We start from the raw sequence: 25,999 nt of genomic DNA, 5'->3' as shown, positions 1-25,999 counted from the left end.
ATAACGATCGACTGACAACTGCCAATTTCTCGTAAAATTGTTACGGAGACGACAGCACCTAAAGGAAACAAGGCATGGTAGCAGCGGATAACCTTCAGATGCCTCATAATGAAGCCCCGTTTGACCTCTCAGCTTACTTGAAACAACGCCAAGTAGAAGTTGAAGCGGCGCTGGAGAGTTCGATTATCGTCACTTATCCAGAAAAAATCTACGAGGCAATGCGCTATTCGCTTTTAGCAGGAGGAAAGCGGTTACGTCCGATTCTCTGCTTGGCTACTTGCGAAATGGCAGGAGGCACGGTAGAAATGGCAATGCCTACGGCTTGTGCCTTAGAAATGATCCATACGATGTCATTGATTCATGATGACTTACCAGCTATGGATAACGACGATTACCGACGCGGACGACTGACAAATCACAAGGTTTATGGTGACGATATTGCAATTCTGGCTGGAGATGGTCTGTTAGCTTATGCCTTCGAGTATATTGCTACCCAGACTAAAAATGTACCACCAGAGCGCGTACTACGAGCGATCGCTCAGTTGGGTCATGCTGTTGGCGCGGCGGGGTTAGTTGGGGGTCAAGTGGTAGATTTGGAATCGGAGGGTAAGTCAGACGTGACCGCAGACACTTTGCACTTCATTCATACGCATAAAACCGCTGCACTACTAGAAGCCTGTGTTGTCAGTGGGGGTGTTTTAGCGGGGTTAGAAGAATCGGATTTGCAACGGCTATCGCGCTATGCTCAAAATATCGGACTTGCCTTTCAAATCATCGACGATATTTTAGATGTTACGGCGACAGCAGAGGAATTAGGCAAAACGGCTGGCAAAGATTTACAAGCGCAAAAAGTCACATATCCTAGCCTATGGGGTATAGAAGAATCCCGCCGCCAAGCACAAGCATTAATTGCTACGGCAAAGGAAGAACTAACTCCATTTAGCGAGAAGGCACAACCACTCATTGCTCTAGCTGACTTCATCACCAACCGCAAGAATTAGGGGAGTCGGGAGTCGGGAGCAGAGAAGGAGGCACTGTCTTCACGGAGTGTAGCACAGCGTTTACTGTTAACCAACAACTAACAACCAACAACTATCAACTATTAACCTTCATCCCTCATCCTTTCAATCAAACCTCATGCAGGACATTGGCGACATTCTCAATAACAGCGTGCTGCTAGTTGCTGTCATAGCTTGTCTAATTGCTCAAGCAGCAAAACTGGCAGTCGAATTACTTAAAAACCACAAATTGGATTTTCGCGTTTTGTTGACTACTGGCGGTATGCCTAGCGCCCATTCTGCATTGGTCACAGCCTTAGCTACGGGTGTCGGTCAAACAGCAGGTTGGGACAGTCCAGAATTTGCGATCGCGACTATTTTTGCCATCATTGTTATGTACGATGCTGCTGGCGTGCGTCAAGCCGCAGGCAAACAAGCCCGCATTCTCAATCAAATGATGGACGAGTTATTCAGCGAACATCCTGAACTGAATGAAGACCGCTTAAAAGAATTATTGGGACATACGCCTTTCCAAGTCATTGTTGGTTCTATGTTGGGCGTATGCATTGCTTGGTTTGTCAATACTTTGTTATTCACCCCTACCTACCCAGTACTAGCGGCGGGAGGCTAATCAGTTATCAGTGACCAGTGACCAGTGACCAGTGACCACGCACCACTCTTTCCTGATAACTGATAATTGATTACACTGTTGTTAACGAAGCTAAAGGATCGGGGATAGTATCGGAGGGAGCTTGAAATTGCCCGGTAATGACAAACTCTAATCGCAGTTTCAGCCAAGTAATAAACTGAGAATTAGTAGAAATAATTGCTGCTGCTGGCTGCGGGCATTTGGTTTTAATTTCCTGCATTTCTGGGGCTTCTAGAAAGGCAGGTTGTTTGACTAACCAAAAATCAATTTCTTTTTGCTTTTCTAAGTAGTCGCGCGTCCGTTCTTTCAATACTTCTTCTAAAGGTTCTTCTTCAGTTAAAAAGCGTTGACTGGCTAAAACGTAGTGGTAGGTTTTCATTGTTTTGATGGTAATTGGTAATTGGTAGTTGGTAGTTGGTAGTTGGCGAGAGGTGAGAGGCAAGCGGTAAGAGGTTTTGCTACCTCAGCTCCCGCTCGCTCCCTTACCTTTCTTCCCCTGCTCCCAGCTCGTCCCTGCTCCCTGCTCCCCTAATAGCCTGTTTCATCTCGCGCACGGCTCGTTCCATACCAACTAAAGCCGCTCGACTAATAATTGTATGACCGATGTTGAGTTCTTCCATCCCAGGAATGCAGGCAATTGGGTAAACATTCCAATAGGTTAAACCGTGTCCGGCGTTAACTCGCAATCCAGAGGCGATCGCTTGTTCGCAGCCTTTGGCTAACACTGTCAATTCTGCTTGGCGGCTGGCTTCTGATTTTGCTTCAGCATAGCGTCCCGTATGCAGTTCGATAAATTTGGCTTTAGTCTTGACAGAAGCTTGGATTTGTGCATCTTCGGCATCGATAAACAAACTTACGGGAATATTTGCCGTTTGGAGCTTGTCTACTACCTCGCTCATGCGATTCAGTTGTCCTGCTATATCTAATCCCCCTTCTGTTGTCACCTCTTCTCGTCGTTCGGGGACTAGGGTAACGTAATCTGGCTTTACATCTAGAGCGATCGCTACCATTTCTGCTGTCGCTGCCATTTCCAAGTTCAGGTGCGTGCGGACTGTCTGCCGCAATATTCTCACATCTCTTTCTTGAATGTGTCGCCGATCTTCGCGCAGGTGAACTGTAATCCCGTCAGCTCCCGCTAATTCTGCTAGCACCGCTGCTGCCACGGGATCTGGCTCTACCGTGCGTCGAGCTTGTCGAATCGTCGCAATATGATCGATATTTACTCCCAGTGTAGGCATCCACGCTCCCTTTACTTGCCGTCTCCGCACTTAATTTTACCAAGAGTCAAACTAAGTCGTAAGTTGTAAGCCGTAAGTCGTCAGTGGAGGACTGCAAAAAAAGCGCGATCGCCCTATGATAGAAGTTAGATGGCTCCGAATCTAGCTCGCTTCCTACGACATGGCATCTACAGAAAAATTAGCGATCGGGGCATTGAGCATCAGCATAAAGATTTGCATTAGAGCTGATAAATAAAATAGGAGGCAAGCTATGCGCGATCGCGTTAACTTAACCTGATTTGATATATTTTCGATTCCTTAATACAACTTAATAATTTCCGAGAAAGGAATCATTTTAGATGTAGCTATACCAATATTAAGTTATCAATTATTTGGTCAGTGGGAAGACTTGTGAAAACTTCTTCCCTCAGTTTCCAGTCCCTACCCCTTAGCTTAGCTCCAAAGATGTGTCCATTAAGTGTCAGTACTAGCCGCTCTACTCATGCCTTGGAAACAGGGGAAGCCAAGCTATGGAGTTTGCTGGTGGGAGTGAATCAATATCAAGACGCTCGGCTACCTTCGCTGAGTTATTCTGCCTCTGATTGCCAAGGATTGACAGAAGCGCTGGCAGAAGCAACTCAAGGATTTCCACGCAAGGAACCGATCGCGCATCACGATTTCGCGACTCATCCACCCACACTAGAGGCAGTGCGGCAGAGTTTAGAACAAATTGTCGCAGCGGCTCAACCTCAAGATACAATTTTGCTTTACTTTTCCGGTCATGGAGTTTTAGATCGGGAGACGGGGCAAGTCGTTTTATGTTTGGCAGATACATCGAAAGATAACCTACTGCAAACAGGTTTGAAGTTGCCAGATGTATTAGAGCTATTGCAAAAGAGTCAAGTTCATCGCCAAATGCTATGGCTCGATGCTTGTCATAGTGGAGATCTCACTTTGCGGGGAGCTAAAGGTGAAGTGACGATAGAACAACCAGAACTGAACCCAGCACAGCAATTGATGGAGGTATTGAGGCAACGAGCAACTCAAAGTCGGGGCTTTTATGCCTTATTGTCCTGCGATCGCAAGCAAAGGTCTTGGGAATTTCCCGAACTGAAGCATGGGTTATTTACTTACTACCTGATGCAAGGATTAAGGGGGGAAGCCGCCGACACTCAAGGTGTGATTGATGCGGATGGGCTGTATAAATACGTTTATCACCAAACTATCCAATATATAGATCGGTTAAATCACCAACTGCGGCTGATGAATCAGCAAAAGCGCAGCCGAGGAGAACTAGATTTACACCCAGAATACCCTTTACAAACTCCGAAGCGAATTGTAGAAGGGGTAGGAGAACTCGTTTTAGGGTTAAAGGTAGACGAACGCATCCCACAACCAGTCAAACACAGCCGCCGCGCCTTAGTATGCGATGGTTTTGCCGATAGTAATGCCGTTTATGCTTTCAGTCGAGCTTTACAAACAGCTGGAAATTTTGCCCTAGAATATTTTCCCCAGTCCGGTAAAGCATGGACGGATGCCAGATATGCCATTCAAAGCTGTTTGCGATCGCCCGTTTCCTCCCAAGAACCAGAAACAGTTTTGTTATACTTGCGCGGTAGAATGGAGGCGATCGCAGATGGGGAAGCTTGGCTTGTTATGGGCGACAGTCTGCGGCTAAGTCGTTCTTGGTTGCAGCAAGAGTTACGCCGTAGTGCGACAGCACGACAAATTATTCTTCTCGATTTTCTGGGTACAGAGCGATCGTCAGCAACACTGCAAGAGTGGATCGAAGAATTACAGCTCAGTGGTGGAAAACAGTGTATTATCGCTGCTGCACCCTCCGATCGCGCACCAGAGCAATTTACTCATGCTTTGCTAGAAACATTGGCAGCAAAGGAACCATCCTCACCTTTGTCAGTAACAGCATGGATGGATGAATTACAGCAAAAGTTAGAACGGATGGGAATGCCATTGCACCTGTGGCTGTCAGAAACCGCCGGCGACATAGAAATTTTCCCTCCAACGACGTTGACAGCCACAAAATTCGTTCCATCGCCACCAAAACCACCACGGATCGAAAAACCTGCTGTCAGCCACTCTACGCCCAAAGTGCAGCCACCAACAGCCGCCGCCAGTCCTCCTCCAGCACCCGCACCAGCAATACCATTACCGGCGAAAGAATATTTTTCACAGCAATACGCTCAGTTAGAAAAAATTTTGCGGGAACTGGTAGGACCAATTGCTCCTACCTTACTCTCTCAGGTGGCAACTCCAAATTCTCAACCGCATCACTGGGTAGAAAATTTGCTGCCAATATTATCACCGCAGCAACAAAATCAATTGCGTCAACAATCGATCTCCTTATTACAACAAATCCCAGGATCGCAACCGCAAACGCGATCGTCATCTTGTGCTACAAGTTGGCAACACGAAACTTTGTCAGAAAATTTTATTCATCAATGCGAGCAAGCTTTATCTGCCGCGATCGGTCCCATTGCGACTTTCTTAATCCAAAATACAATTAAATCGCAACCACAAATTTCGCGATCGGAATTAATCGAAATATTAGCTACCGCGATTCACGATCCTCTGCAAGCAGCAGCCTTCCGCCGTCGATTATTGTAGCTTCTATAGAGACGTTCCACGGAACGTCTCTACATCGTCATGACTACACGGAAGCGAAGTAAACTTTGGATTTTGTGGGGTCAGGAGTCATGGTTTTATCCCCAGGCTGCCAACCAGCAGGACAAACTTCATCTGGATGGCTTTGAACGTACTGAATTGCTTTCAACGTCCGTAGAGTTTCTTCAACACTACGACCGAAGGAAAGGTTGTTAATCGTGGCGTGTTGGATAACTCCCTCTTTGTCAATTAGAAATAGACCGCGAAGAGCAACACCTGCTTCTGGATCTAAGACATTGTAAGCAGCACTAATCTCTTTCTTGATGTCAGAAACAAGAGGATAGTTGAGGTCGCCAACGCCACCTGACTTGCGATCTGTTTGAATCCACGCTAGGTGGGAGAATTCGCTATCTACAGAAACGCCGAGGACTTCGGTATTAACTGCCTTGAATTCCTCAAAGCGATCGCTGAAGGCAGTAATCTCAGTGGGACAAACGAATGTAAAGTCTAGAGGGTAGAAAAATAGTACGACATACTTGCCACGATAGTCAGATAGTTTGATAGTCTTAAATTCCTGATCTACTACTGCTGTGGCAGTGAAGTCTGGAGCAGGTTGTCCAACACGGAGGCATCCTTCACTTGCGTAACTTAGTGGCATTAACCAATTCTCCTTTGATGTGTCTACTATTTGGCAAATTTAGGGAAAGCTAGTTGAGATTCACCCTTACGCTTATAGGCAAGTTCTCGGCTTCCCGTACAGTTGATTTTTACGTTACGTAACAAATATATCATAGTCATAACGATTTTGAGTAGCAATGGGCAATCTAGATACAAGAGAATGGCTGCTGACGAATGGGTTGGGTAGTTTTGCCTGCGGTACGGTAGCGGATGCTCGGACTCGAATTTATCACGGCTGGTTGATTGCTGCCCTCACTCCTCCTAGTCAGCGTACCCTTTTACTGTCCCATCTAGATGCCAGTTTAGAAGTTTCTGCTCAAGTCTTTGCTCTATCGACAAATTTTTGGGGTGGTGGCACAGTCGAACCAACTGGCTACGAGCTACTACAAAGTTTTGAGATCGAACCAGTACCAACCTGGGTATGGGGTGCGGATAATTGGCAACTGTCAAGACAATTGGTAATGCCAGGTGAGGGAGCAGGGACGAGTTGGGAGCAGGGAGACAAGGGAGACAAGGGAGACAAGGGAGACAAGGGAGACAAGGGAGACAAGGGAGACAAGGGAGACAAGGGAGACAAGGGAGACAAGGGAGACAAGGGAGGAAACACCAACTACCAATTACCAATTACCAACTACCAATCGTTTAACCACCGAATCTTAATTCAGTACCAATATCAGGGACAAGAGACAGCTATTTTGCGATTGCGTCCGGTAATTGCCGATCGCAAGTTTCACGACTCACAACGGGAGGATGAAGATCTACAATTTTCTCAATTAGTTGCCGAGAGTTCTGTTTGCCTACAAGCCGTAAAATCGGGACGTGTAGGCACGTTATGGCATTTACACTGGACGCAGGGGGAGTATCAACCAAATGGCGTATGGTACTGGAATTATTTACTACCAGAAGAGACAAAACGAGGACTGAGCGATCGCGAAGATCTGTACAGTCCTGGCTATTTCACAATTAATCTCAAACCAGGCACAACCGTCACCCTAGAAGCAAAAGTAGGACTGCCAGAATCTCCTTTAACCGATGATGATTTTGAAAAAGCGATAGAAAGTCAAAATTCAAAATTCAAAAGTCAAAAAACAGGAGTCAGGAGTCAGGAGTCAGGAGCAAGAAGTAATTTTTCTCCCCCAGTTCCCCCAGCTCACTTCAGCGACTCCCGACTCTCGCAATTACTCCTCAAAGCCGGAGAACAATTTATTGTCTATCGTCAGTCAGTAGCCGGAGCAACGATAATTGCTGGTTATCCTTGGCTGGAGGACTTTAGTAGAGATGCATTAATTGCTTTGCCAGGATTAACACTCTCGACGGGACGGTATGACTTAGCAAAAGAGTTGTTGGGAACGTTTGGTAAATATTGCTGTTGCGGTTTAATGCCAGATTGTTTGTCAGATGGCGATCGCGAACCTACATATCACAATGTTGATGTTTCGCTGTGGTGGATTGAAACTTTGGGTCTTTATCTAGAGGCTAGCCAGGACTGGGATTTTTTAGCGACTCAATATCCGATCGTGCAGCAAATCTATAAAGCGTTTACAACTGGAACGAAATACAACATTCAAGTTGATGTGGCTGACGAGTTAGTCATTTGGGATGCGGCTGATGCGGCGCTGACTTGGATGGATGTAAAAATTGACGGTCAACCTGTCACGCCACGTCAGGGTAAGCCGATAGAAGTCAATGCCCTGTGGTACTCTGCTTTGTGTTGGGCAAGTCTTTGGGCAGAACGGCTCAGTCTTACTCCTGGGGAGAATGTGGAGCGTTTGAGCAACCAGGCACGACGATATACTCAGCAAGCACACAAGGTCAAAACCTCGCTACAAAAGTTTTGGAATCCTACCCTTGGTTATTTGTACGATGCGATCGCGCTCGACGATCGCCTCAACAATCAAATCCGTCCTAATGCCGTTTTAGCTCTATCTTTACGCCACTGTGCTTTTAGCGAAACTCAAGGACAGAGAATACTGCAACTAGCAACCCGCAGCCTACTAACTCCCTATGGCTTGCGTAGTCTTGCTCCGAGCGATCCTGAATACATTGGCAGCTATGCCGGAGCGCCGCATCAACGCGATCGCGCGGCTCATCAAGGCACAGTTTGGAGCTGGTTAATTGGTGCTTACGTGCGTGCTTGGCAGCGTTTTTATCCCACGCAACCGCTACCGATTGACTGGCAACCAATGCTAGTTCACTTACAACACCAAGCTTGCCTCGGCTCTATTTCCGAACTTTTCGACGGCGATCTACCACACACTCCCCGAGGGGCGATCGCCAAAGCTGGCGCTGTTGCCGAACTGATTAGACTGTTATGAGATAGTAATTGGTAGTTGGTAGTTGGTAGTTGATCGATCGCCGATCGCTGGTCACTGGTCACTGGTCACTGGTCACCGATCGCTGCTGTCCCGCCACCATGAACTGTACCATCTGGCATTACTGCACCTTTGAGGGTGACACCATTGATTTTGGCGTGAAGTATGTTTGCTTTGTATAGCCTCGCTCGACAGAGATTGGCACGGTTGAGGTTAGCACCTAGCAAATTCGCTTCTTCAAGATTGGCTTCAATTAGATTTGTCCCTTCCATGTTTGCCTTTTGCAAGTCAGCTTGACTCAAGTTCGTTTGAACTAAGTTTGCTTGCAATAAGTCTGCCTGTTTGAGTTTGGCTCGATGCAAGTTTGCCCCAACTAATGTAGCGCGTCGAATGCTAGCTTGAATCAAGTTTGCCTCTTGTAGGTTTGCATGACTAAAATTAGCTTTGTAAATGTCGGCTCCCTGGAGGTTAGCTGCTTCTAAACAGGCTTGCTGACAGTTTACCCCTATGAGGTCTGCCATGTAGAGATTAGCCCCCTTCATGTTTGCTTCTTTAAGAAATGCTCCTCTCATATCAGCGCCACTAAGGTTGGCATATTCCAAGTTTACGCCAGCAAAGTTGACAAAAGCGAGATTGAATCCACTTAAATTTGCGCCTTGTAAATCTGGAACGAGTTCTCGATTTTGTTCGCGCCAATCGTTCCAGGTTACAACTCCTTTTTGTAGCCATGCTAAATGCTCTGGTGAAGACTCTGCGATCGCACCTTCTGAGGGGTGCAGCGTTGGCTCGCTCGTGGATAGTTCAACTGACAGCCCCAATAAACTGTCAATCTTTGCCCGTAGCTCCAGTAGTGCTTTACGATCTAATAAAGTTAAGATATCTTGGGCAATGGATTGCAGCGTTACAGCAGAGGGCTGTACGGAACTAGGCTGCTTTTCAGTCATACTATTGTTTACATAGGAATTGCTTCTCACTTATCTTTCCCAAATTTCTCACCATCTGTAGCAGAGTCAGTCAAGAAGACAAAAGTTTGAGGGGCAGTTTTTTTGACGTGACTTACAGCAAAACAAAAAATTCTGCGATTAAACCCATCCGTACACAAGTTAGAAGTCAAAAGAATATTGATGCAGATTAAGTTTGCTACCTCAAATCTCGATATATCACGATGCTTTCCGGTGATGGTGCAGTTGCGATCGCATTTGACAGAAGCAGAGTTTGTTAACCGCGTGCAACGCCAACAGCAAGCTGGTTACTTTCTAGTCTACGTCGAGAAAAACAATTCAATTAAAGCCGTAGCTGGGTGTAGATTGATGGAAACATTAATTGATGGGCAGCTACTTTATATTGACGATCTCATCACTGATACATCCGAGCGTTCTCAGGGTTATGGTAGTGCCTTAATTGATTGGTTGATAGAGTATGCTAAATCGCAAGGGTGCGTTTCGCTACAACTCGATAGCGGCGTACAGCGTGCTGCTGCCCACAGATTTTACTTTAGAAAAGGGCTGACAATTAGTTCTTTTCGTTTTAAGAGAAGTTTACAGTGAAGAAAGGGAGCGCACGAGCAGGGAGTAGGGAAGAAGAGAGCGGAGGGAGCGATCGGGAGCGATTACCAATTACCCATTACCCATTACCTTTTGTAAATATCATAATATGTTGTGATGGTAAAACATCTTTTGTTGTCTGCCATTGCAAACCGATCGCTTGCATCTCTTTGCGGGCTTGTTTTTGGGTCATTTTATGTAAAGTTTTGATCGGAATAAATGGATTTTCTCGGCGATATTCAACTAGTACCACTCTTCCGGCTGGCTTGAGAGCTTTTACTAATTTTTTCATCATTTCGTTGGGATGAGAAAATTCATGATAGGCATCTACCATCAAAGCTAGATCGATACTATTTGTAGGTAAGTTAGGATTGGCGATCGCACCTAAAACAGGTTCTACATTTGCGATTTTATTTTCTTGTTTGAGAAACTCAATTATGTCTAACATTTCTGGTTGAACGTCAACAGCAAATACTTTACCTTGAGGTACTACTTTCGCTAGCCGAAAGCTAAAATAGCCCGTACCAGCACCAATATCTGCCACTACATCAGTAGGTTTTAAATCGAGAGCGGCAATCGCTTTTGTTGGTTGTTCTTCCCGTTCTCGACTTGGACGTTCTAGCCATAAACTTCCTGTATGTCCCATCACTTTAGCAATTTCCCTACCCAAGTAAAACTTACCTATACCATCCGCACTCGGAGAACGATATTCATAAACTTTTGTATTTATTGGATTAGATTGTGTTGCTACATCTGCGGCAGCGCTACTAATATTAAATCCTAGACAACAGACAATTAAGCACAATCCGCAAGTGATGCGTAAAAATGATGAAATACGTGTTTTCAAGTGCATTTTTATGAGTTGTAATTGGTCATTTGTCATTTGTGCGTAGCTAGTTACCAAATTTTTATCTAGCCACTAGCCACTAGCCACTAGTCACTGACAACTGATAACTGTTCACTGTCTCCGTGCTTCTAATTTTTTGACTCTTGCCTCTAATTGATTGACTTGCTGTTTTGTTTCGATCGCTAATGTTGCTAGGTTATCAAAAGATTGTAACTGACTTAGGTTATTGCGATCGCGTCTGCGATTATCTGTATTAGGCGTTCTGGGAAGATTGGGGCGAGAAGTACGATCTATTTGACTTTCTAGGCGATCGAGTCTTGCTTCTAAGGTTCTAAGGTCGAATTCTAATGAGTTGAAGCGCGAATCTGATTGTTGAGATAATGCAATTTTAGGGATAAAACCAATCGTCAAAAATATACTAATCAAACCAACTAAGAGCGGTAATAATATTTGTCTAAAAATACGATTATTGTTCAGCATGGTTTATATAAATCGAGCAAAAAAAGTGTCATCAGTCATTTGTCTATTGACTGATGACCGATGACCAATTACCAATTACCAATTGTTAATTACAGTCTAACGAAAATTCCCAGGATTTAACCGCGAATGAGAGCTATTTTGCTTGACTTGTACGGCATCGTCAAGTTTTGCTCCAGTGCCACCATCCTTTGCATCTAAGAAGGGTTTGAGGTTAATATTCTTAGTATTAGTGCGTTTTTTTCCACCCAAAGCTTCACGACCCATGTTGATGAGATCGCTAATTTCGCTCTGTCTTCCCTGATAAGTACTGACTGCATCAGTTTGCTGTCCGCTATCAGCTACGGTGAGGTTTTCAAAGACGCGATCGCGAGTTGATATGGGGTCTTGTCCTGGTGGTACGGTAAAAACAATCCGACAGGACGAGTCTCTTTCTGTCGTGACGCAAACAGTGTTGTAGCTATTTTCTACCCCTGTGGTCATTTCTAACAAACCATCGGGACGGTAAGATTCTAAACGACGAGCAATTTCGTTACAACGTCTTTGAGAATTCCAACCACCACCCATATTTGATGGTTTTGCCCACTCAAAGAACTCTCCTGGCTGGCTTTCTGGCTGGTAAACTACAGTGTACTCGCCATTTACAGTCTGACAGCTAAACCGCGTCGCTCTCGTAACGGGATCTGAACTGCCAGGATTGCGGCGGGAAGTAGGTGTAGTATCGCCTTCTGTATCTACGACAACATCGCGATCGCGGTTGGTCGAGCGACTATTGCGATCGCTAGAACGAGAATTCTCTTGAGCAATTATCATTCCTTGGCGGGGAAAAGCCATTGCAGTTTCATGTGCTAACAGCAAGGCTAACCCCATTGATAAACTCAAACCTCTTAACAATTGAAACTTAAAAGTTTTTGCAGACATGAAAAATAATCCTCAAACTTAACCCTGCTGCCTCTAAGCTATCTACCTCAAGCCAGTGATGTATCTAGTGCAGGAAAGATTGTTTACATTTATCGATGATGCTTTTTCTTAGTTATCAGTTCCTTCTGAATCAAAATTTTTTCCACTCTTGCTTTCATTTCGGCGTGACGCGCTACTCCCTCGTAGGTATAACGGTTGTAGCCATTACGTTGAATCAGTTCTTCGACATAGCGAATGCGATCGCCTGTTGGGGGGTGAGAAGATAACCACGCTGGCGGTTCTCCCCTTTTGTCTTGTTCTTTCAGCGTCACTAACAGATCGCGTAAACCATCAGATGCATAGCCGCTAGCTGCAATTAGTCTTGTCCCTAAAGCATCTGCTTGGCGTTCCATATCGCGACTGTATCTCATGGTAAAAAGATTTGTCACAGTTCCACCATAGGGAATATATTGAGTCACATTCGCCAGTAAATTGCCTTCAGCTGCCAACTGAAACCCATGAGAAAGGACGGCGTGAGATAATTCGTGTGCCAGTAATCCAGCCAACTCTGCTTCAGATTCAGTTTTGGCGATCGCACCTGCATTCACAAATACTTTTCCACCTGGTAAGGCAAAAGCATTTAAATTATCGTCTAATACAACGTAAAACTCATATTGAAAATCGTCGCGACCTGTGACTTTAGCTAGTTTTTGTCCAATTTCATTCACGTAGTCAATGACTATTTTGTCTTCTACCATTGGCAATTGTTCTCGCGCATCTTTGGCAATCGATTTACCGATGGATGATTCCCCTCGTAATAACATCGAGCCTGTTTGCAAAGCCGACAGCGGACCTAATAGACTACCTGTAAGGGCATATCCTGCTACCCCAGTAATCACATTGGCGATCGCATTTCCTCGTAACTTGCGGCGTAGATGTCGCGTGTAATTATCTAAATGTAAATCGGCTAGTTGAGTAAATTCTGCGGTACTGGGTTGGTTAGGATTGAGAATTGCAAATCTTCGCGCGGCGATCGAGGCTTCCATCCATTTTTTTTCAGCAACGAAGGCTTCTATTTTGGCTTTGACTAACTCCGGTCGATCGGGATAAAGAGATGTTGCTCGTTCCAAAACATCGATCGCTTCTTCAGGATGACCTTGTTTATTGAGTACTGCTGCCAGTTGCAGATGTCCGGGGATAAATTGGGGATACTGTTCTACCAACAATCGCAAGGGAACCAAAGTTCTCGTTTGCAGATTTTGAGCGATACCTGCTTCTGCTTCCCGCCAATAAACCTTGCCTGCTGGTGATAGTTGAGTCACATCAACAATCGGTTCTGGACGCTGTTTAACTTCTATAGGGGTAGTAAAAGGCTCTTTGACTTCTCGATAGAGTTTTTCTGCTTCTGCGTGCTGTCCGGCTTGATGCAAACGATCCGCTTCAATTAGTTTTTTTCTCTGCTCGACAATTGTGGCAAGGCGGGAGGCACTGGTTTCGAGTTCAAATGTGGGTGGTTCCCCTGGTTGTGGTTGCGTGGGGGTATTTTCTGTTGGCGCAGGGGGTATCGCCATAACTGGCGTTCCAGAGACAAGCAAAGCTGCATTTAAAGCGATCGCCAGTCGAGTCCAGGCGGGTTTCATAGGATATTTGTCCGAGTGTGGGAGTGTAGATAATTTTTAGTCTATAGTTGTTGTCAGACTTTAGGCGATCGGGACAAATATTTTTCTCAACGCTCGCCACAAAAAGGCGAGAATCGCTAACCACGGTACTAACAATATGACGCTCAGAACTTTAAGCGAATGAGTACTCCTCAAGACTTCTCTAATTTGATTGAACGTGGTTTTCAAATCTCCTTTGCTCAGCGCTCGAAACGCAAGTTTAATTCCATACTTGCCACATTCTTCTAATGCTTGTTTGGTTAGTTTCCAGCAGAGGTGAGAGGGAAGCAAGCGATCGAATGTTTTTATCACACGTCTAGCACAGACTAAGTTATATCCTGAGGATAGAACAGTAGATGTAATGGTATTATTATGTACTCTATAAAAAGCTAGCACTTGTGGCTCAAACCAAACTTTATAATTAACTGCTATCCTAATCCACATCTCATGATCCGCAGAACTCTCCATTTGAGAATTAAATTTTCCTAGCTTTTCATAAACCTCTTTTTTGACAGTAACAGCAGGAGGATCGAAAAGAGAACTAATAGCAATTTTTTCAATAAAGTTGGGGATTATTCCTGCTTTTTTTCTATGTAAGCGGGAAATATATTTTAGCCGACGACCTATCTCATCTATATGTTGGTGGCGACAGCAAGCTGCTCCAATTGCAGAATTAGTATTAAAACCGATCTCCATCCGATGATAAAATTCAGTTCCAACAATATCGTCATCATGCAAAATATGTATGTATATTCCTAGCGCTCTTTCTATGCAAGTATTCCAATTTGTATAAATATCTACTGTCTTTGGCTGACAATAAAAACTAACTTTACCTTTGTATTGAGAAACTATGCTCTCAATCGCTTTGTTAGTAGAACAGTTATCTACTACTTCTATTTGAAATCGATTGAATTCTCGTTCTGATATTTGAGCTAATACGCTCTCTATTGCTGCTGATAAATATCTCGATCGCTCATAAGTTGGGATCATTATCGACCAGATTGGTCTTCGATTGGTTTCTGGTGTCATCTCAACTTTGATTTTGGTTAAAAATTAGTTGTATAGCTTTATATCGATTGCCGGATATTATACGCATTAGCGATCGCGCGGGCTGTTTTGCACATTACACAAAACCTATTAAACTCATAACGACTTTGCTTTAGTGCAAATGCCGATTCTGCATACCTATGGCGTTCCCGATTTTGAAAAAAAGCGATACATTAATAAATAAGTATTTACATTAATTAATACTTCTGTTAATTTTTTGAAATCTTTGACAAACTCAGCGCAACATCTGCACCATGTCTACAACCACCTTTTTAGCTACCATACTCAAACCCAACACTAGCCCTAACTTCTGGTCGCAGACTGCTTGGGCTGTCCTGCGTGCTGTCGTAGGGATTGTTATGATTCATAATGGCTTAGACAAACTGGGTAATATCGAAAGCTTTTCTCAAGCTTACGTTGAGTACATTGGTTTACCCTTCCCGATCTTTTTCAGCTACTTAGCTGCATTAACCGAAACAATCGGTGCGCCACTGGTAGCGATTGGCTTTTTGACCCGTCCAGCTGCTTTTGGTTTGTTCGGAACCATGTGTGTAGCGATGTACCATCACATCTTGGTTGCTGGTTTAAATCTTTCTTATCTAGAACTTTCTGCTGTTTATGCAGTTTGCTTTCTCTTCTTCACCATCAATGGTGGAGGACTATTCTCTACAGATGCTTTGATTGCTAACTGGCTCGATGCTAGTGCTTTCTCTATGCAAGCGAAGCGGATTATGCGCTTAGAAAAAGCTTATCAGGCTCAGAGTGTGGCGGAAATGGTCAGTAAGTAATGAGTTGTGAATCGTGATGGAAGATTGGCAACTTGCGATCGCCATTCGCTCTACGATTTAGGGAAGGAAGCGATCGCTTCTTTCCCTAGTTTTTGTATTTTTACAGCAACCCTCAATCGTTTATGAAGAGCTTGTACTACAGTCACCATTAGTTATTGACAAATGACCAATGACAACATGTGAGGGCGCTCTATCTCAATAGTCTCGTTACCCTAATATCGTATTCAATACCTTGTGGATGGTCGCTTCTAGCCTGCGCTCTAGCAAGGCGATCGACTTTATCTTTGGACTCTGCATCGATTTCGTAGCGTGCTGTTTCGCTTCTGCAACTAGCACTTGTCATTTCTAAGCATTCTTTGATATCTACCAATACTTCATAAGTGTGCATCGTTTGAGAACCTCCTCGTTCGAGATGCAAAAGGTAGGAATTAAGTTCAGTATAGGAAGCTACGGAGTTCACAGTCTTTAATAAACACAATTCTTTATAGTGGTAATTGGCAGTTGGTAATTGGTAATTGGTAATTGGTAATTGGTAGTTGCTTCCTTGTCCCCCTTGTCCCCCTTCGCCCCCTAATCCCCACTCCCTTCGGTCGTGGGGAAGAGCGAGTTCCCCCTTGTCCTTCTTGTCCCCCTTGTCCTCCCTGCTCCCTACTCCCTGCTCGTGCGCTCCCTTTCTTCACTGATAACTGTCCTTAGTTGGGCAAACCTCATAAAGTGGTAGGGTAACTTGAAATGTCGTACCTACGCCAATTTCACTTTCTACTGTAATTGTTCCCTGATGGGCTTCAACAGACTTTTTGACAATGGCAAGTCCTAATCCCGTGCCTGGAATTGTACCGACATTACTAGCCCGATGAAACGTCTCAAATAATTGGGATAGTTCTGTTTGCGGAATACCGATTCCTTGGTCTTGAACTTGGAAAATCAGATGTTCTAATTGAAAAATTAACTTAAAATTGACAGCACCACCTTTAGGAGAATATTTAATTGCATTTGAGAGTAAATTACTAAAAATGTGTCGTAGGAGCTTTTCATCCATACAAGCATGAATATACTGGCGTTTGCAATGAAATAAAACTTTATGGTTTTTGGTAGTTATTTCTATTTCTTCTATTAGTTCTTGACAAAAGTTGACGACATCAATCGAGTGGGGATTAAATTCAATTTTTCCAGCTTCTACTTTACCAATCAAAAGTACATCATTTAAAAGTCCGGTCATGTGTTTTACAGAATTAGCAATTCGCTGAAAATGCTGATTTTTGCGATCTTCTGTCCATTTGTAACCATAATCTCGTAGTAACTCTGTTGAAGATAAAATTGTAGTTAATGGTGTCCGAAATTCATGAGAAGCTATAGAGATAAATTTACTTTTCATCTCGTTCAAATGCTTTTCTTGTTGTAAAGCCCGATCGGTTTCTGCTTTGGCAGCCTCAGCTACTCTTACCTGTAACATTGCCGCTTCTATTCTTTTCTTTTCAGTTATATCTCGCGCTACACAAACGAAACCCTGCTTGTTACCCTGTTCGTCAACAATAGCAGAAGAACTAAAAGATACAGGAATTGCTCTACCTGCGGCTGTTAACAGATTTGTTTCCAGATTGAGATTTAACCCGCGATCGGCTAACGTATAAACACTCAAGTTTGTGTTTTGGCTTAGAAAAATATCGATCGACTTACCAAGTAATTTGCTTTCTGAAAACCCAAGTAAATCGAGTGTTGCTTGATTTACCTTAGTAACAATTCGCTCTGGATTAGTTACAATTAGTAAATCTGACATTGAACTGAGAATTTTATCTAAATAGATTTGAGATACTGTTGTTCTCGATAAACCTAATATCATTTGATTAAAAGCATCAGCTAAAACTCCGAGTTCATCGTGAGAATCGATCGCAACTCTAGTTTCTAAATGACCTTCTCCAACCTGAATTGCTGCTCCTTTTAGCTTGTCGATCGGTTTGAGAATAGAACGAGAAATGAAATAGCCTAGAATAATGGCAGTTATGACAGCAGCTAAAGTTGAGGAGACGATCGCGCGCTCTCCCATGAGAAACATTTTTTCGGTTTCTCTAACTTCAGTTGATAAACTATTTTCGGCTCGCTGCTTGTATTCCTCGACCTCGGGTAATATGCTTTTTTCTACATACCATTCTAATTTATCTGCTAAAAGCTGCTTGGCATCCCACTCATTAGTAGATAGTAATTGTAAATATTGCGTGACTAAAGTTTTATATCTTAAAAAATTGGCTTTTAATGCCTTAAGGCTTTGATAACTTTTCTCAGCTTCTTCTCGCGTAAGTTCAGTTTCAAAACTTACTATTAATGCCGGATCGTTTTTCTGAATTCTATCATTTATATTGTTTTCTATTGTATTTAATTTAGACTCGATTAGTGCAATAATTTCTCCTCTACTATATATATGTATTTCTCCAATTGAAAGTTTATGCGTTGCTACATTTACTGCTTGTATGTCAGCGATCGCCCGACCGGAGAACTCGAATTCATAAATGTATTTTTTGTTGATTCGCTCTATATGAGCGTGAGTATTTTTATCGACAACCAATGATAGACAACCGATTGAGCCTACTAATAAAGAAGTCCCGACAAAACCTATAGTTAACTTTTGACGAATCTTCATGTTAGAAACCAATTTATGGGAGTCGCGATCGCGCTGATAGCTATGCATTTTCATTTCAACTTCCGGGAATTGCGATCGACGACCGTAAAAATACGGGTGTATTCCGTATCTCCAAAAAATATAGAGACGCAAGCGCTTGCGTCTCTACGATCGAACTTATAACCAGTTAAGACTCTATGAAGTCTTAGTTTTTGATTTAGAAGCAGTCGTTGTCTTGCGAGTGCTGCTAGCGGTTTTTTTCTTGGCTGTAGTTGCAGTCCCATTACCGTTAGCACTTGCCTTAGTAGATTTGCGCTTCGTCGATTTTTTAGCGCTCGATTCCTTTGAGGCTAATAGTTCTAACGCCTTATCTAAAGTCATATCTTCGACTTTTTGCCCCTCTGGTAATCCCGCATTGGTCTTTCCGTGCTTGACGTAAAGCCCATAGGGACCCTCGAAGATGTTGACTGGTTCTCCGTCCCCCGGATGAGCGCCCAACTCGCGTAATGCTGATTTGGATTTGCTGCTGGTACGTCGTCCTTTCTTGGGTTCGGCAAGAATCTCTAGCGCCCGTTCTAGAGTCACTGTCAATACGTTGTCACTGACTTTAAGCGATCGATAGTCTTTGCCTTCCTTACCTTGGTCGTGGACGACATAAGGTCCATAGGGTCCAATACTAGCTTGAATTTTGCCTCCCGTTGCTGGGTGAGTACCAAGTAGCCGCGGTAGAGATAGCAAACCAACAGCTGTCTCTAGGGTGAGGTTATCGGGCGTGACACCTTTAGGCAACGAGGCTTGCTTGGGTTTGGGCTTATCCTCAGTTTTTTCCCCTAGTTGCACGTAAGGACCGTGAGGACCGATCTTGACATAGATCGGCTCTCCAGTTTCAGGGTGAATCCCTACTTTGTCCGGTCCTTCGGTTTTCTGTTTGAGCAACTTTTCCACTAATTCGGCATCTAAATCTGCCGGAGTCCAGTCTTTAGGAATGGAAGCAGTCACAGTATCGCTACCGTTCTGTGCTTCGATATAAGGACCGTAACTACCGATGCGGACTTTTGCTTCTAAGTCATCAAAAGCGACTGTTCTCGCAACGTTGGCTTCAATTTGACTTTCCCGTGCCTTAACTAGAGTTTCCAGTCCCGCATCGCCTGAATAAAACTTGCGGAGATATGGCAACCAAGCTGCTTCACCCGTAGCAATATCATCCAAGGTTTGCTCCATTTTGGAGGTAAAGCTAGGGTCTACCAAGTCAGGAAAATGCTGTTCTAACAAGGCAGTGACAGCAAAGGCGGTGAAAGTAGGAACGAGGGCGTTGCTGACGATTTGGGCATAGCCTCGGTCTACAATCGTACCGATGATGCTGGCGTAGGTACTGGGGCGACCGATACCCTCGCTTTCTAGTGTTTTAACGAGAGAAGCTTCCGTATATCTCGCAGGGGGTTGGGTTTCGTGTCCGATCGCCTCTAGGTTTTTGCAGTCGGGGCGATCGCCTTTTTTCAGCGGTGGTAGAATGACTTCCCGATCTTCTAATGCTGCTTCTGGGTCGTCGTAACCTTCCACGTAAGCGCGTAAGAAGCCAGGAAAATCAATTCGCTTCCCACTAGACCTAAACCCTGCGTCTTCTACCTGCAATTGCACGATAACTTGAGTTTGGCGCGAGTCTGCCATCTGGGTCGCCACAGTGCGCTTCCAGATCAAATCGTAGAGATCGAATTCTCTGCCGCTCAAACCTGTTTCCTTGGGCGTGCGGAAGCTGCTCCCAGCCGGGCGAATGGCTTCGTGTGCTTCTTGTGCGCCTTTACTTTTGGTGGAGTACTGGCGCGGTTGGGGACTGAGATAATTTTTGCCATACATCTGCTCGACGCAACTACGGGCAGCTGCGATCGCCTGCTCGGATAAATGCACCGAGTCGGTACGCATGTAGGTAATATATCCCTGTTCGTAGAGGTTTTGGGCGACCCGCATCGTGTCCCGCGCCGACAAGCGCAGTTTGCGGTTAGATTCCTGTTGCAGGGTAGAGGTGGTAAAGGGTGGTGCGGGTTTGCGCGTCGTAGGACGTTCTTCTAAATCCGTCACCGTCCAAGGTTTGCCCGTTAAACGCTCTAGTAGTTCCCTGGCTTGGGTTTCATTCAATAAAACAACATTGCGTCCGGCAACGATCTGCCCTGTATCTGGGTCAAAATCGCTGCCATTGGCGACTTTTGTACCAGCTAGGGTGGTGAGTTTGGCTTCAAATTCACCTTTCGCCTCTTTGCCTTTCGCCTCCAAGGTGGCTTTGAGATCCCAGTAACTCCCTTGGCGGAAAGCGCGGCGTTGCCGTTCGCGGTTAACTAAAAGTCTGACTGCAACTGACTGGACTCGTCCGGCGGATAGCCCTTTGGCTATTTTTTTCCACAGTAGGGGGGATAGGGTGTATCCTACCAGGCGATCGAGTATTCGGCGCGTTTCTTGGGCGCGGACGAGTTGTTCGTCAACGGTGCGGCAATTTTTCAGCGCTTTGCGGATTGCGTCTTGGGTAATTTCGTGGAATACCATCCGCTTGACCGGAACTTTTGGCTGGAGTAGCTGCAACAAGTGCCAGCTAATGCTTTCGCCCTCTCGGTCTTCGTCTGTCGCCAGTACGAGTTCGTCAGCAGATTTTAGTGCTTCTTTGAGCTGCGTGACAATTTTCTTTTTATCCTTGGGAATCACGTACAGCGGTTCAAAGTCACTTTCCACATTCACGCCCAACTGCGCCCATTTTTCCCCTTTAACGTTGGCGGGAATATCGGTGGCTGATTGGGGTAGGTCGCGTACGTGACCCATAGACGCTTCTACCCGAAAGTCCCTTGGTAGGTAGTTACGGATGGTGCGTGCTTTGGTGGGGGATTCGACGATAACGAGAGTTGACATGAGAACCTAAAGGAAAAATAGCGGCTGCGGCTGAAAAATCAGAATTAAGGATTTATCGGTCGGATGTCAATAGTTCACTCCTAGTACGATTGGATTGGGTCAGCATCAAGTGCCTATTGCAGAAAGCGATCGCTGCGGTGGGCATAGCTCCAGCCTCTCCTACCAAACTATTTCCATCTTTAACTTATATCTAGCATTAGTGGCTACCATTAAATGCAAGTTATAGTTCTAGACAATAGCTGGAAGTCCAGGCAGGTAGTGGCAAAATTCACATAAAAATTTTATAATTCACGCCGCTCGCTCTTGGTAGTCGCAGGGGCGATTTTCTCGGAAATAGCTTTACTTTACACGGTTGGCAGCTGAACAAATGTAGATGTACTGAAGTTATACAGCATAATCGAGGGTAGAGCAGTTTTTGTAGTTTTTTGTAGTGTAAACGAAACGATGCGGCGATCGCACGATGTTACTTGATGTTACCCAGAGTATTGTTCGACGACTTGTAGAGTCATTTGAGAGAGGATGAGTTCATAAGATTGCAGACATTCAATCTTGAAGGATAAGGGGCATTATAGGCACAAGGTAGCACTATCTACCTCCGTATCATTTCTGATAGAACATGAATTTAGAATTTGAATTAGGAATTTTAGGTAATATAAATCTGTATTCGATCGCAATTTAACTAGGGTGCGATCGCGTTAGTTTTTAAATTGATTATATCGACAATGAAAAGAGAATTTTGGGAAGAGATGTTTTTTCACAAAAGTCTAAAAGCTACAGTGGCAAATATTGAATTTGTCCTTCTAATTCTCCCTCCAGACTACACTCTAAAATGATAAGAATGTCCTCTATCACCTTACCAATTGATACATCTACGCCAACCTCAATCACTCCTGGCATTGGCTGACCTTGGGCGATCCGTTCGTAGGCATAGCGTGTAATCGTAGCAACATCGTGAGTGAGCAATACCCGATTTTCTTGGGCTGCCCATGTCAAAATAGTTGGGTCATGCTCACCCGACAATCCAACGTCTTGAACTCGAACAATATCAATATTCGGGTTGCGTCGCAATAATCCTCTCACGACGGTATTATCAAAATTCTCGTCGGCAAGCAATTTTAACACGCTTCTTGTTCAGCTTTACGAGTCAATAATCTGTCACGTAAGCCTTGGGGGTCAAACTTTGCTTGGTTCATCATGCGAACTTCCTGCGCCTGCTGCTGGCGTTGTTTTAGGTATGTTTCAACCTCTTGCTGATGATTGAGATAAAAGGCGATTGTGGCATATACATCAGCTAGCTTCAGCGATGGATAGCGATAGACAATTTCCTCGGCTGTTACTCCTTGCTGGAAAACAGCAACTACAGTATCAAGGGTTACACGAGTTTTGCCTACCAAAACTACACCATCAGCATTGGTTTTCAGTGGTGCAAGTTCAGCCTCAATTGCTAGTGTCATAATCAACGTCAGAATCTCTGCTGCGATCGTAGCAAACGTTCGTTCGGCTCAGCGCCACTGCGATTGTAAATTATTTAATTAAGGTACGATCGCGTAAGCTTTTGAGTATAATGGGCGCAAAATTAACTCACTTATCAAAGTTTTTCTACGGGTAATTTAATCAAGAATTAAGTAAATTTACCAAAACACTTTCAGAATTAGTGAAGATAGAGCTAAGGAATATAGACCCGACCGACTCCCATATAGTTCTCAATATCCAACAAAATCTCTATTAAACGACTGGCACATCGTTCGCGATAAATCTGCTCATCGAGTCTTTCTTTATTACCAATCGTCACAACTGGAAGTGATGTCATTGTGTTGTTTTCGCGAATCACTTGTTCTAGCGAATCGTTTCCTTTCATGTTGCGATTAGCGGTCAGAATAATCATCTGATTGGTTTGAGCTACTTGCCATACCAAACGATCGCTACTATTTTTGACTAAGCCAACTTCCTCGAACCCAACGAAGCAAGTAGGTACAAGTTCAAGCCATCCCTCAGATGCGAGCGTACCCCAAAGCAGAGTTGCTTGTCCTCTTAAATTGTAGTCGATCAAAAAATTCATACTTTGGACTCAAGCCTGTCTTTCCAAGCTTGAAGTTTAGCTCGGAGAGTGTCTTGTCCTGGTTGCGGAGACTTTGCAGCAAGACGAGCAAAGTGTTCTCGATTGCGTTCTTCCCAGTATTGCCGATTGTCTTCGGCAATTAGCAAAACTTCTTGATACTCAGCAATCACTTCAGCTTGATGAGTTTCAATATACGAGAGAGCAGCATCAATTTGAGCATCCGTAAGACCGAGTTTCTCACGAATGAGTTTTGCTGGATAGCCAGCAGTGAAGTAGTCCATCACATCATAAAGCGTGATGCGCGTGCCTGCGATTATCAGTCCCCGTTCTGTTCTCTCTATCTCTGACTCTTGATTGAATGCTGTTGCCATTATAAAGACTCCTGATCGGAAGTTACATTCATCCTATTCTAAATGAAAGTAGGATAGCTGCTAGAATCTCATCAGCAACTTCAAAGTACTGCTGCTGCGATCGCAATTTAACTGGGGTGCGATCGCGTGAGTTTTCAAGCACAATTAGTTTAGTTTAAAATCCATCCTCTTTTTAGAGTTTTTTATTTGGTAAATCAATGCGAAAAAAATTCCCATTTTTAGCTTCAACTAAAACGCCTATCTTGTTGTTAGTCTGTCCGCAGTATCCGCCTTCTTTAGCCTCTTTGTCTGTTTCTTCAGCACAGCGATCGCCAAATGCGTCAAACTGAATAACTCCTCCTTCAACAGCACTCTCTTCTACTACAAAAAAATCAGGCTTTGACAATACATTCTTTAGCTCGATACGGAGACATTTATCTGTATTGAAGTGATTCTCTAGCTTTTTATCCCAAAATGAGCAGGTTTTGGATGCCTTTTGCAAACCCTCAGCGAGAGTTAAAGTCGCATCATACGCCATCGCCGTATTCCAGTTGATAGCATGTTGACCGAAGTAGATATAGGCATCTTGTTGTAAAGGCAACCAAGGATTATTTCTATGCCAAGGAACAGCAACTATGATTCTCTTATTTGCATCGTTAAGCGCTTTTGCAACTTCTAAGTTATACATACTATCTGCTCCAAAGAGAGGTATAGTTGCCTTTCTGAGGATAGATAGAACTAGTTCGTTCTTTGCTCTTGGAGAACTTGGAGCTAGTAGCAGTGCTTCTGCTTGTTTTCCTACTTTTTCTAAACACTCATCATCGTCAAAGTTATCGTTGCTTAGATCGCAGCCTGTGTTGCTTTCATTGATAACTTCAGAGCCATTTCCCAGAAATTTAAATTCTTTTTCAAACATCTTTTTATAACTTTCACTATATATGTCATTGTCATGAACAATCGCTATCTTTTTGATTTTTGTATGATTGCTAATGTATTTGACTAGTTGTTTTACTGCAATGCTGTCATTAGAAGCAGTACGAAATACATAATCATTGTCGCTCGACCGATCAGAACTAACAAAAGTACTACTAGGAGAAATAGCAACAACTCCCTCTTCTTGATAGATTGGTCTAGCATCTTTAGTAGTAGTACTTGTAGAGTGTCCAATTACGCCCAAAATCGGTGGTCTTCCTACTAAAAATTTGGCTACCTCTTTAGCATTATTGAAGCCGTCATCAGCAATGCCAACTATTAGTTTTTTTCCATCAATACCATTAACTTTTTTATCATTCACCTTATACTGAGCTAGAGCAATGCCTCTCAAAGTTTCTTGTGCTTCAGAGACACCTTTAGAATTACTTCTACTAATTGGAACACTTACAGCAACTCTAACAAGATTTTTTTCGCTCATCTGAGCTTTGGCGTTCTTTAAGTATTTGGCGTTATTTAAGTAAATATGCGCTTCTGGATCGTTTGGACACTTCTGTTTATCAATATATTGTCTGAATTGAGCTTCAGCTTCGTCGAAGCCTTCTTCCGTATTTTTACCGTAGCTTTGCGTGCCGTTTTTTTTAAGATTGAAGTTATTCATACAACTCTCCTTTCTAGTAGCTTCTAGGCTATCTTCTGAAATTAAAACTCTCTCACCCCAACTAAAGCAATATTCGTTACCATCTGAGCATTTAAACTGAGTAGTTGAAGGCTGAAATATTAATCCAGCAATTAAATGCTGAAATATTAATCCAGCAATTAAATAAATTAGGACTGTGCCACTCATAAGTAGCAACAAAATCCTTCGTAATCTAGGAGATAATGGTCGATCTAAATTGAAGAGTTTAAGTGCAATAGCAGTTATGAAAATCAGCAGCTCAATTACTAAGAAAACAATGGGATAATCTTTAGGTAAGGATGCAGTGATGAGCTTATCAAATAGAACTCTATCAATTATCAGGATTAGAGCGAGAAGAGTACCAATTAATATTAATAAATTTGACCATTGATTAGCTCTAACAAAACTAACAATCGCATCTATGATTCTTCTTATTGATTCAAATAGTTTTAAGGGATCGGGTGGTTCAAAACTCATTAATTTACCTAGAATGAGAGCTTTGTATCAATATTTACCTTGACAATGAAAGCCAATTTCGTACTGAACAACTTTTTGTTATAACAAAGTAGTTGAGTAGAAATTGCCACTTACTATAATTTAATTCTAACTAGTTTTTCTTGCTTCAGAAAGAAAAGTTTATAGATAACCCTAAATTACTTTCTCCATCACCAGCGATCGCACCGCACTGCACCTTACCTAAACTACATCCAAAAGACAGACTAGTAAAGAATTGTAGGG

General features: G+C 43.6%; 24 protein-coding genes. 6 read left to right on the top strand and 18 right to left on the bottom strand.

Translation table 11 applies throughout. From position 1 onward, the window contains the following. Nucleotides 1-74 precede the first annotated feature (74 nt). Together crtE and CHRO_RS06840 are read left to right on the top strand one after the other, a co-directional pair. Complete coding sequence (crtE, locus tag CHRO_RS06845) at nt 75-1,001, top strand: geranylgeranyl diphosphate synthase CrtE (protein ID WP_015153462.1); 927 nt, start codon at nt 75-77, stop codon at nt 999-1,001. Nucleotides 1,002-1,137: 136 nt separating this feature from the next. Beyond that, the gene (locus CHRO_RS06840; protein ID WP_015153461.1) at nt 1,138-1,629 is read left to right on the top strand and encodes a divergent PAP2 family protein; all 492 of its coding nucleotides are present in this window, start codon (nt 1,138-1,140) and stop codon (nt 1,627-1,629) included. 70 nt (nt 1,630-1,699) lie between these two features. Here CHRO_RS06840 and CHRO_RS06835 read toward each other — a convergent pair whose 3' ends face one another. Both CHRO_RS06835 and CHRO_RS06830 read right to left on the bottom strand, forming a co-directional pair. Further along, nucleotides 1,700-2,026: an MgPME-cyclase complex family protein gene (locus CHRO_RS06835; protein ID WP_015153460.1), complete on the bottom strand. Its 327-nt coding sequence runs from the start codon at nt 2,024-2,026 to the stop codon at nt 1,700-1,702. A gap of 103 nt (nt 2,027-2,129) precedes the next feature. Beyond that, the gene (locus CHRO_RS06830; RefSeq protein ID WP_015153459.1) at nt 2,130-2,885 is read right to left on the bottom strand and encodes a pyridoxine 5'-phosphate synthase; all 756 of its coding nucleotides are present in this window, start codon (nt 2,883-2,885) and stop codon (nt 2,130-2,132) included. Between the two features lie 444 nt (nt 2,886-3,329). Here CHRO_RS06830 and CHRO_RS06825 point away from each other — a divergent pair, with 444 nt between their 5' ends. Next, nucleotides 3,330-5,489, top strand: a complete 2,160-nt coding sequence (locus CHRO_RS06825) for a caspase family protein (protein WP_041462390.1) — start codon at nt 3,330-3,332, stop codon at nt 5,487-5,489. Between the two features lie 43 nt (nt 5,490-5,532). On the opposite strand, the gene CHRO_RS06820 is transcribed toward CHRO_RS06825, so the two are convergent. Beyond that, entirely contained in the window at nt 5,533-6,144 is a 612-nt protein-coding gene (locus CHRO_RS06820) for a peroxiredoxin (protein ID WP_015153457.1), read from the bottom strand. A gap of 157 nt (nt 6,145-6,301) precedes the next feature. On the opposite strand from CHRO_RS06820, the gene CHRO_RS06815 reads away from it, so the two are divergent. Next, the gene (locus tag CHRO_RS06815; protein ID WP_015153456.1) at nt 6,302-8,479 is read left to right on the top strand and encodes an amylo-alpha-1,6-glucosidase; all 2,178 of its coding nucleotides are present in this window, start codon (nt 6,302-6,304) and stop codon (nt 8,477-8,479) included. Nucleotides 8,480-8,544: 65 nt separating this feature from the next. Here CHRO_RS06815 and CHRO_RS06810 read toward each other — a convergent pair whose 3' ends face one another. After that, the gene (locus CHRO_RS06810) at nt 8,545-9,420 is read right to left on the bottom strand and encodes a pentapeptide repeat-containing protein (protein WP_015153455.1); all 876 of its coding nucleotides are present in this window, start codon (nt 9,418-9,420) and stop codon (nt 8,545-8,547) included. 180 nt (nt 9,421-9,600) lie between these two features. On the opposite strand from CHRO_RS06810, the gene CHRO_RS06805 reads away from it, so the two are divergent. Next, on the top strand, nt 9,601-10,023 hold the full coding sequence (locus CHRO_RS06805) for a GNAT family N-acetyltransferase (RefSeq protein WP_041462389.1): 423 nt from the start codon (nt 9,601-9,603) through the stop codon (nt 10,021-10,023). A gap of 76 nt (nt 10,024-10,099) precedes the next feature. Here the strand turns inward: CHRO_RS06805 and CHRO_RS06800 are convergent, their stop codons facing one another. The 5 genes from CHRO_RS06800 to CHRO_RS06780 all read right to left on the bottom strand — a co-directional run bounded on the left by CHRO_RS06800 (nt 10,100) and on the right by CHRO_RS06780 (nt 14,931). Next, nucleotides 10,100-10,903, bottom strand: a complete 804-nt coding sequence (locus CHRO_RS06800) for a class I SAM-dependent methyltransferase (RefSeq protein WP_015153453.1) — start codon at nt 10,901-10,903, stop codon at nt 10,100-10,102. Nucleotides 10,904-10,978: 75 nt separating this feature from the next. Continuing rightward, the gene (locus CHRO_RS06795; RefSeq protein ID WP_015153452.1) at nt 10,979-11,347 is read right to left on the bottom strand and encodes a hypothetical protein; all 369 of its coding nucleotides are present in this window, start codon (nt 11,345-11,347) and stop codon (nt 10,979-10,981) included. A gap of 96 nt (nt 11,348-11,443) precedes the next feature. Then, nucleotides 11,444-12,265 carry a COP23 domain-containing protein gene (locus CHRO_RS06790; protein ID WP_015153451.1) on the bottom strand — a complete coding sequence of 274 codons (822 nt, stop codon included), beginning with the start codon at nt 12,263-12,265 and terminating at the stop codon, nt 11,444-11,446. Nucleotides 12,266-12,354: 89 nt separating this feature from the next. Then, entirely contained in the window at nt 12,355-13,884 is a 1,530-nt protein-coding gene (locus CHRO_RS06785) for a M48 family metallopeptidase (RefSeq protein ID WP_015153450.1), read from the bottom strand. Nucleotides 13,885-13,944: 60 nt separating this feature from the next. Next, nucleotides 13,945-14,931: a glycosyltransferase gene (locus CHRO_RS06780; RefSeq protein ID WP_015153449.1), complete on the bottom strand. Its 987-nt coding sequence runs from the start codon at nt 14,929-14,931 to the stop codon at nt 13,945-13,947. A 272-nt stretch (nt 14,932-15,203) separates the two neighbouring features. Here CHRO_RS06780 and CHRO_RS06775 point away from each other — a divergent pair, with 272 nt between their 5' ends. Beyond that, the gene (locus CHRO_RS06775) at nt 15,204-15,737 is read left to right on the top strand and encodes a DoxX family protein (protein WP_015153448.1); all 534 of its coding nucleotides are present in this window, start codon (nt 15,204-15,206) and stop codon (nt 15,735-15,737) included. Nucleotides 15,738-15,927: 190 nt separating this feature from the next. Here the strand turns inward: CHRO_RS06775 and CHRO_RS06770 are convergent, their stop codons facing one another. From CHRO_RS06770 to CHRO_RS06735, 9 genes are all read right to left on the bottom strand, one after another. Next, a complete protein-coding gene (locus CHRO_RS06770) occupies nt 15,928-16,125 on the bottom strand; it encodes a hypothetical protein (RefSeq protein WP_015153447.1) in 198 nt (65 codons plus the stop codon). 94 nt (nt 16,126-16,219) lie between these two features. After that, the gene (locus CHRO_RS31730) at nt 16,220-16,417 is read right to left on the bottom strand and encodes a cell surface glycoprotein (protein WP_181824282.1); all 198 of its coding nucleotides are present in this window, start codon (nt 16,415-16,417) and stop codon (nt 16,220-16,222) included. After that, nucleotides 16,414-18,426, bottom strand: a complete 2,013-nt coding sequence (locus tag CHRO_RS29485; protein ID WP_015153446.1) for a sensor histidine kinase — start codon at nt 18,424-18,426, stop codon at nt 16,414-16,416. Before CHRO_RS29485 ends, CHRO_RS31730 begins: the two co-directional genes overlap by 4 nt. A 120-nt stretch (nt 18,427-18,546) precedes the next feature. Further along, nucleotides 18,547-21,243, bottom strand: coding sequence for a type I DNA topoisomerase (gene topA, locus CHRO_RS06760; RefSeq protein ID WP_015153445.1), 2,697 nt, complete (start codon nt 21,241-21,243; stop codon nt 18,547-18,549). Nucleotides 21,244-22,014: 771 nt separating this feature from the next. Next, nucleotides 22,015-22,365 carry a DUF5615 family PIN-like protein gene (locus CHRO_RS06755; protein ID WP_015153444.1) on the bottom strand — a complete coding sequence of 117 codons (351 nt, stop codon included), beginning with the start codon at nt 22,363-22,365 and terminating at the stop codon, nt 22,015-22,017. Beyond that, on the bottom strand, nt 22,359-22,697 hold the full coding sequence (locus CHRO_RS06750; RefSeq protein WP_015153443.1) for a DUF433 domain-containing protein: 339 nt from the start codon (nt 22,695-22,697) through the stop codon (nt 22,359-22,361). Before CHRO_RS06750 ends, CHRO_RS06755 begins: the two co-directional genes overlap by 7 nt. A 212-nt stretch (nt 22,698-22,909) precedes the next feature. Beyond that, nucleotides 22,910-23,302 carry a hypothetical protein gene (locus tag CHRO_RS06745; RefSeq protein WP_015153442.1) on the bottom strand — a complete coding sequence of 131 codons (393 nt, stop codon included), beginning with the start codon at nt 23,300-23,302 and terminating at the stop codon, nt 22,910-22,912. Then, nucleotides 23,299-23,673, bottom strand: a complete 375-nt coding sequence (locus tag CHRO_RS06740; protein WP_015153441.1) for a DUF433 domain-containing protein — start codon at nt 23,671-23,673, stop codon at nt 23,299-23,301. Before CHRO_RS06740 ends, CHRO_RS06745 begins: the two co-directional genes overlap by 4 nt. Before the next feature lie 172 nt (nt 23,674-23,845). After that, on the bottom strand, nt 23,846-25,738 hold the full coding sequence (locus tag CHRO_RS06735) for an ABC transporter substrate-binding protein (RefSeq protein ID WP_015153440.1): 1,893 nt from the start codon (nt 25,736-25,738) through the stop codon (nt 23,846-23,848). Nucleotides 25,739-25,999: the final 261 nt, after the last annotated feature.

It is taken from the genome of Chroococcidiopsis thermalis PCC 7203 (assembly GCF_000317125.1).
Taxonomy (GTDB): domain Bacteria; phylum Cyanobacteriota; class Cyanobacteriia; order Cyanobacteriales; family Chroococcidiopsidaceae; genus Chroococcidiopsis; species Chroococcidiopsis thermalis.
This window is presented reverse-complemented; position numbering and strand designations above follow the sequence as displayed.

Excerpts from the sequence above, each read along its gene's own strand:
- CHRO_RS06750 (WP_015153443.1), bottom strand. The coding sequence starts at position 22,697 with ATGACACTAGCAATTGAGGCTGAACTTGCACCACTGAAAACCAATGCT.
- CHRO_RS06805 (WP_041462389.1), top strand. The coding sequence starts at position 9,601 with ATGCAGATTAAGTTTGCTACCTCAAATCTCGATATATCACGATGCTTT.
- CHRO_RS06820 (WP_015153457.1), bottom strand. The coding sequence starts at position 6,144 with ATGCCACTAAGTTACGCAAGTGAAGGATGCCTCCGTGTTGGACAACCT.
- CHRO_RS06810 (WP_015153455.1), bottom strand. The coding sequence starts at position 9,420 with ATGACTGAAAAGCAGCCTAGTTCCGTACAGCCCTCTGCTGTAACGCTG.
- CHRO_RS06790 (WP_015153451.1), bottom strand. The coding sequence starts at position 12,265 with ATGTCTGCAAAAACTTTTAAGTTTCAATTGTTAAGAGGTTTGAGTTTA.
- CHRO_RS06815 (WP_015153456.1), top strand. The coding sequence starts at position 6,302 with ATGGGCAATCTAGATACAAGAGAATGGCTGCTGACGAATGGGTTGGGT.
- CHRO_RS06775 (WP_015153448.1), top strand. The coding sequence starts at position 15,204 with ATGTCTACAACCACCTTTTTAGCTACCATACTCAAACCCAACACTAGC.
- CHRO_RS29485 (WP_015153446.1), bottom strand. The coding sequence starts at position 18,426 with ATGAAAATGCATAGCTATCAGCGCGATCGCGACTCCCATAAATTGGTT.
- CHRO_RS06795 (WP_015153452.1), bottom strand. The coding sequence starts at position 11,347 with ATGCTGAACAATAATCGTATTTTTAGACAAATATTATTACCGCTCTTA.
- CHRO_RS06840 (WP_015153461.1), top strand. The coding sequence starts at position 1,138 with ATGCAGGACATTGGCGACATTCTCAATAACAGCGTGCTGCTAGTTGCT.
- CHRO_RS06770 (WP_015153447.1), bottom strand. The coding sequence starts at position 16,125 with ATGCACACTTATGAAGTATTGGTAGATATCAAAGAATGCTTAGAAATG.
- CHRO_RS06740 (WP_015153441.1), bottom strand. The coding sequence starts at position 23,673 with ATGGCAACAGCATTCAATCAAGAGTCAGAGATAGAGAGAACAGAACGG.
- topA (WP_015153445.1), bottom strand. The coding sequence starts at position 21,243 with ATGTCAACTCTCGTTATCGTCGAATCCCCCACCAAAGCACGCACCATC.
- CHRO_RS06745 (WP_015153442.1), bottom strand. The coding sequence starts at position 23,302 with ATGAATTTTTTGATCGACTACAATTTAAGAGGACAAGCAACTCTGCTT.
- CHRO_RS06800 (WP_015153453.1), bottom strand. The coding sequence starts at position 10,903 with ATGACAAATGACCAATTACAACTCATAAAAATGCACTTGAAAACACGT.
- CHRO_RS06825 (WP_041462390.1), top strand. The coding sequence starts at position 3,330 with ATGTGTCCATTAAGTGTCAGTACTAGCCGCTCTACTCATGCCTTGGAA.
- CHRO_RS06835 (WP_015153460.1), bottom strand. The coding sequence starts at position 2,026 with ATGAAAACCTACCACTACGTTTTAGCCAGTCAACGCTTTTTAACTGAA.
- CHRO_RS06735 (WP_015153440.1), bottom strand. The coding sequence starts at position 25,738 with ATGAGTTTTGAACCACCCGATCCCTTAAAACTATTTGAATCAATAAGA.
- crtE (WP_015153462.1), top strand. The coding sequence starts at position 75 with ATGGTAGCAGCGGATAACCTTCAGATGCCTCATAATGAAGCCCCGTTT.
- CHRO_RS06830 (WP_015153459.1), bottom strand. The coding sequence starts at position 2,885 with ATGCCTACACTGGGAGTAAATATCGATCATATTGCGACGATTCGACAA.
- CHRO_RS06780 (WP_015153449.1), bottom strand. The coding sequence starts at position 14,931 with ATGACACCAGAAACCAATCGAAGACCAATCTGGTCGATAATGATCCCA.
- CHRO_RS06785 (WP_015153450.1), bottom strand. The coding sequence starts at position 13,884 with ATGAAACCCGCCTGGACTCGACTGGCGATCGCTTTAAATGCAGCTTTG.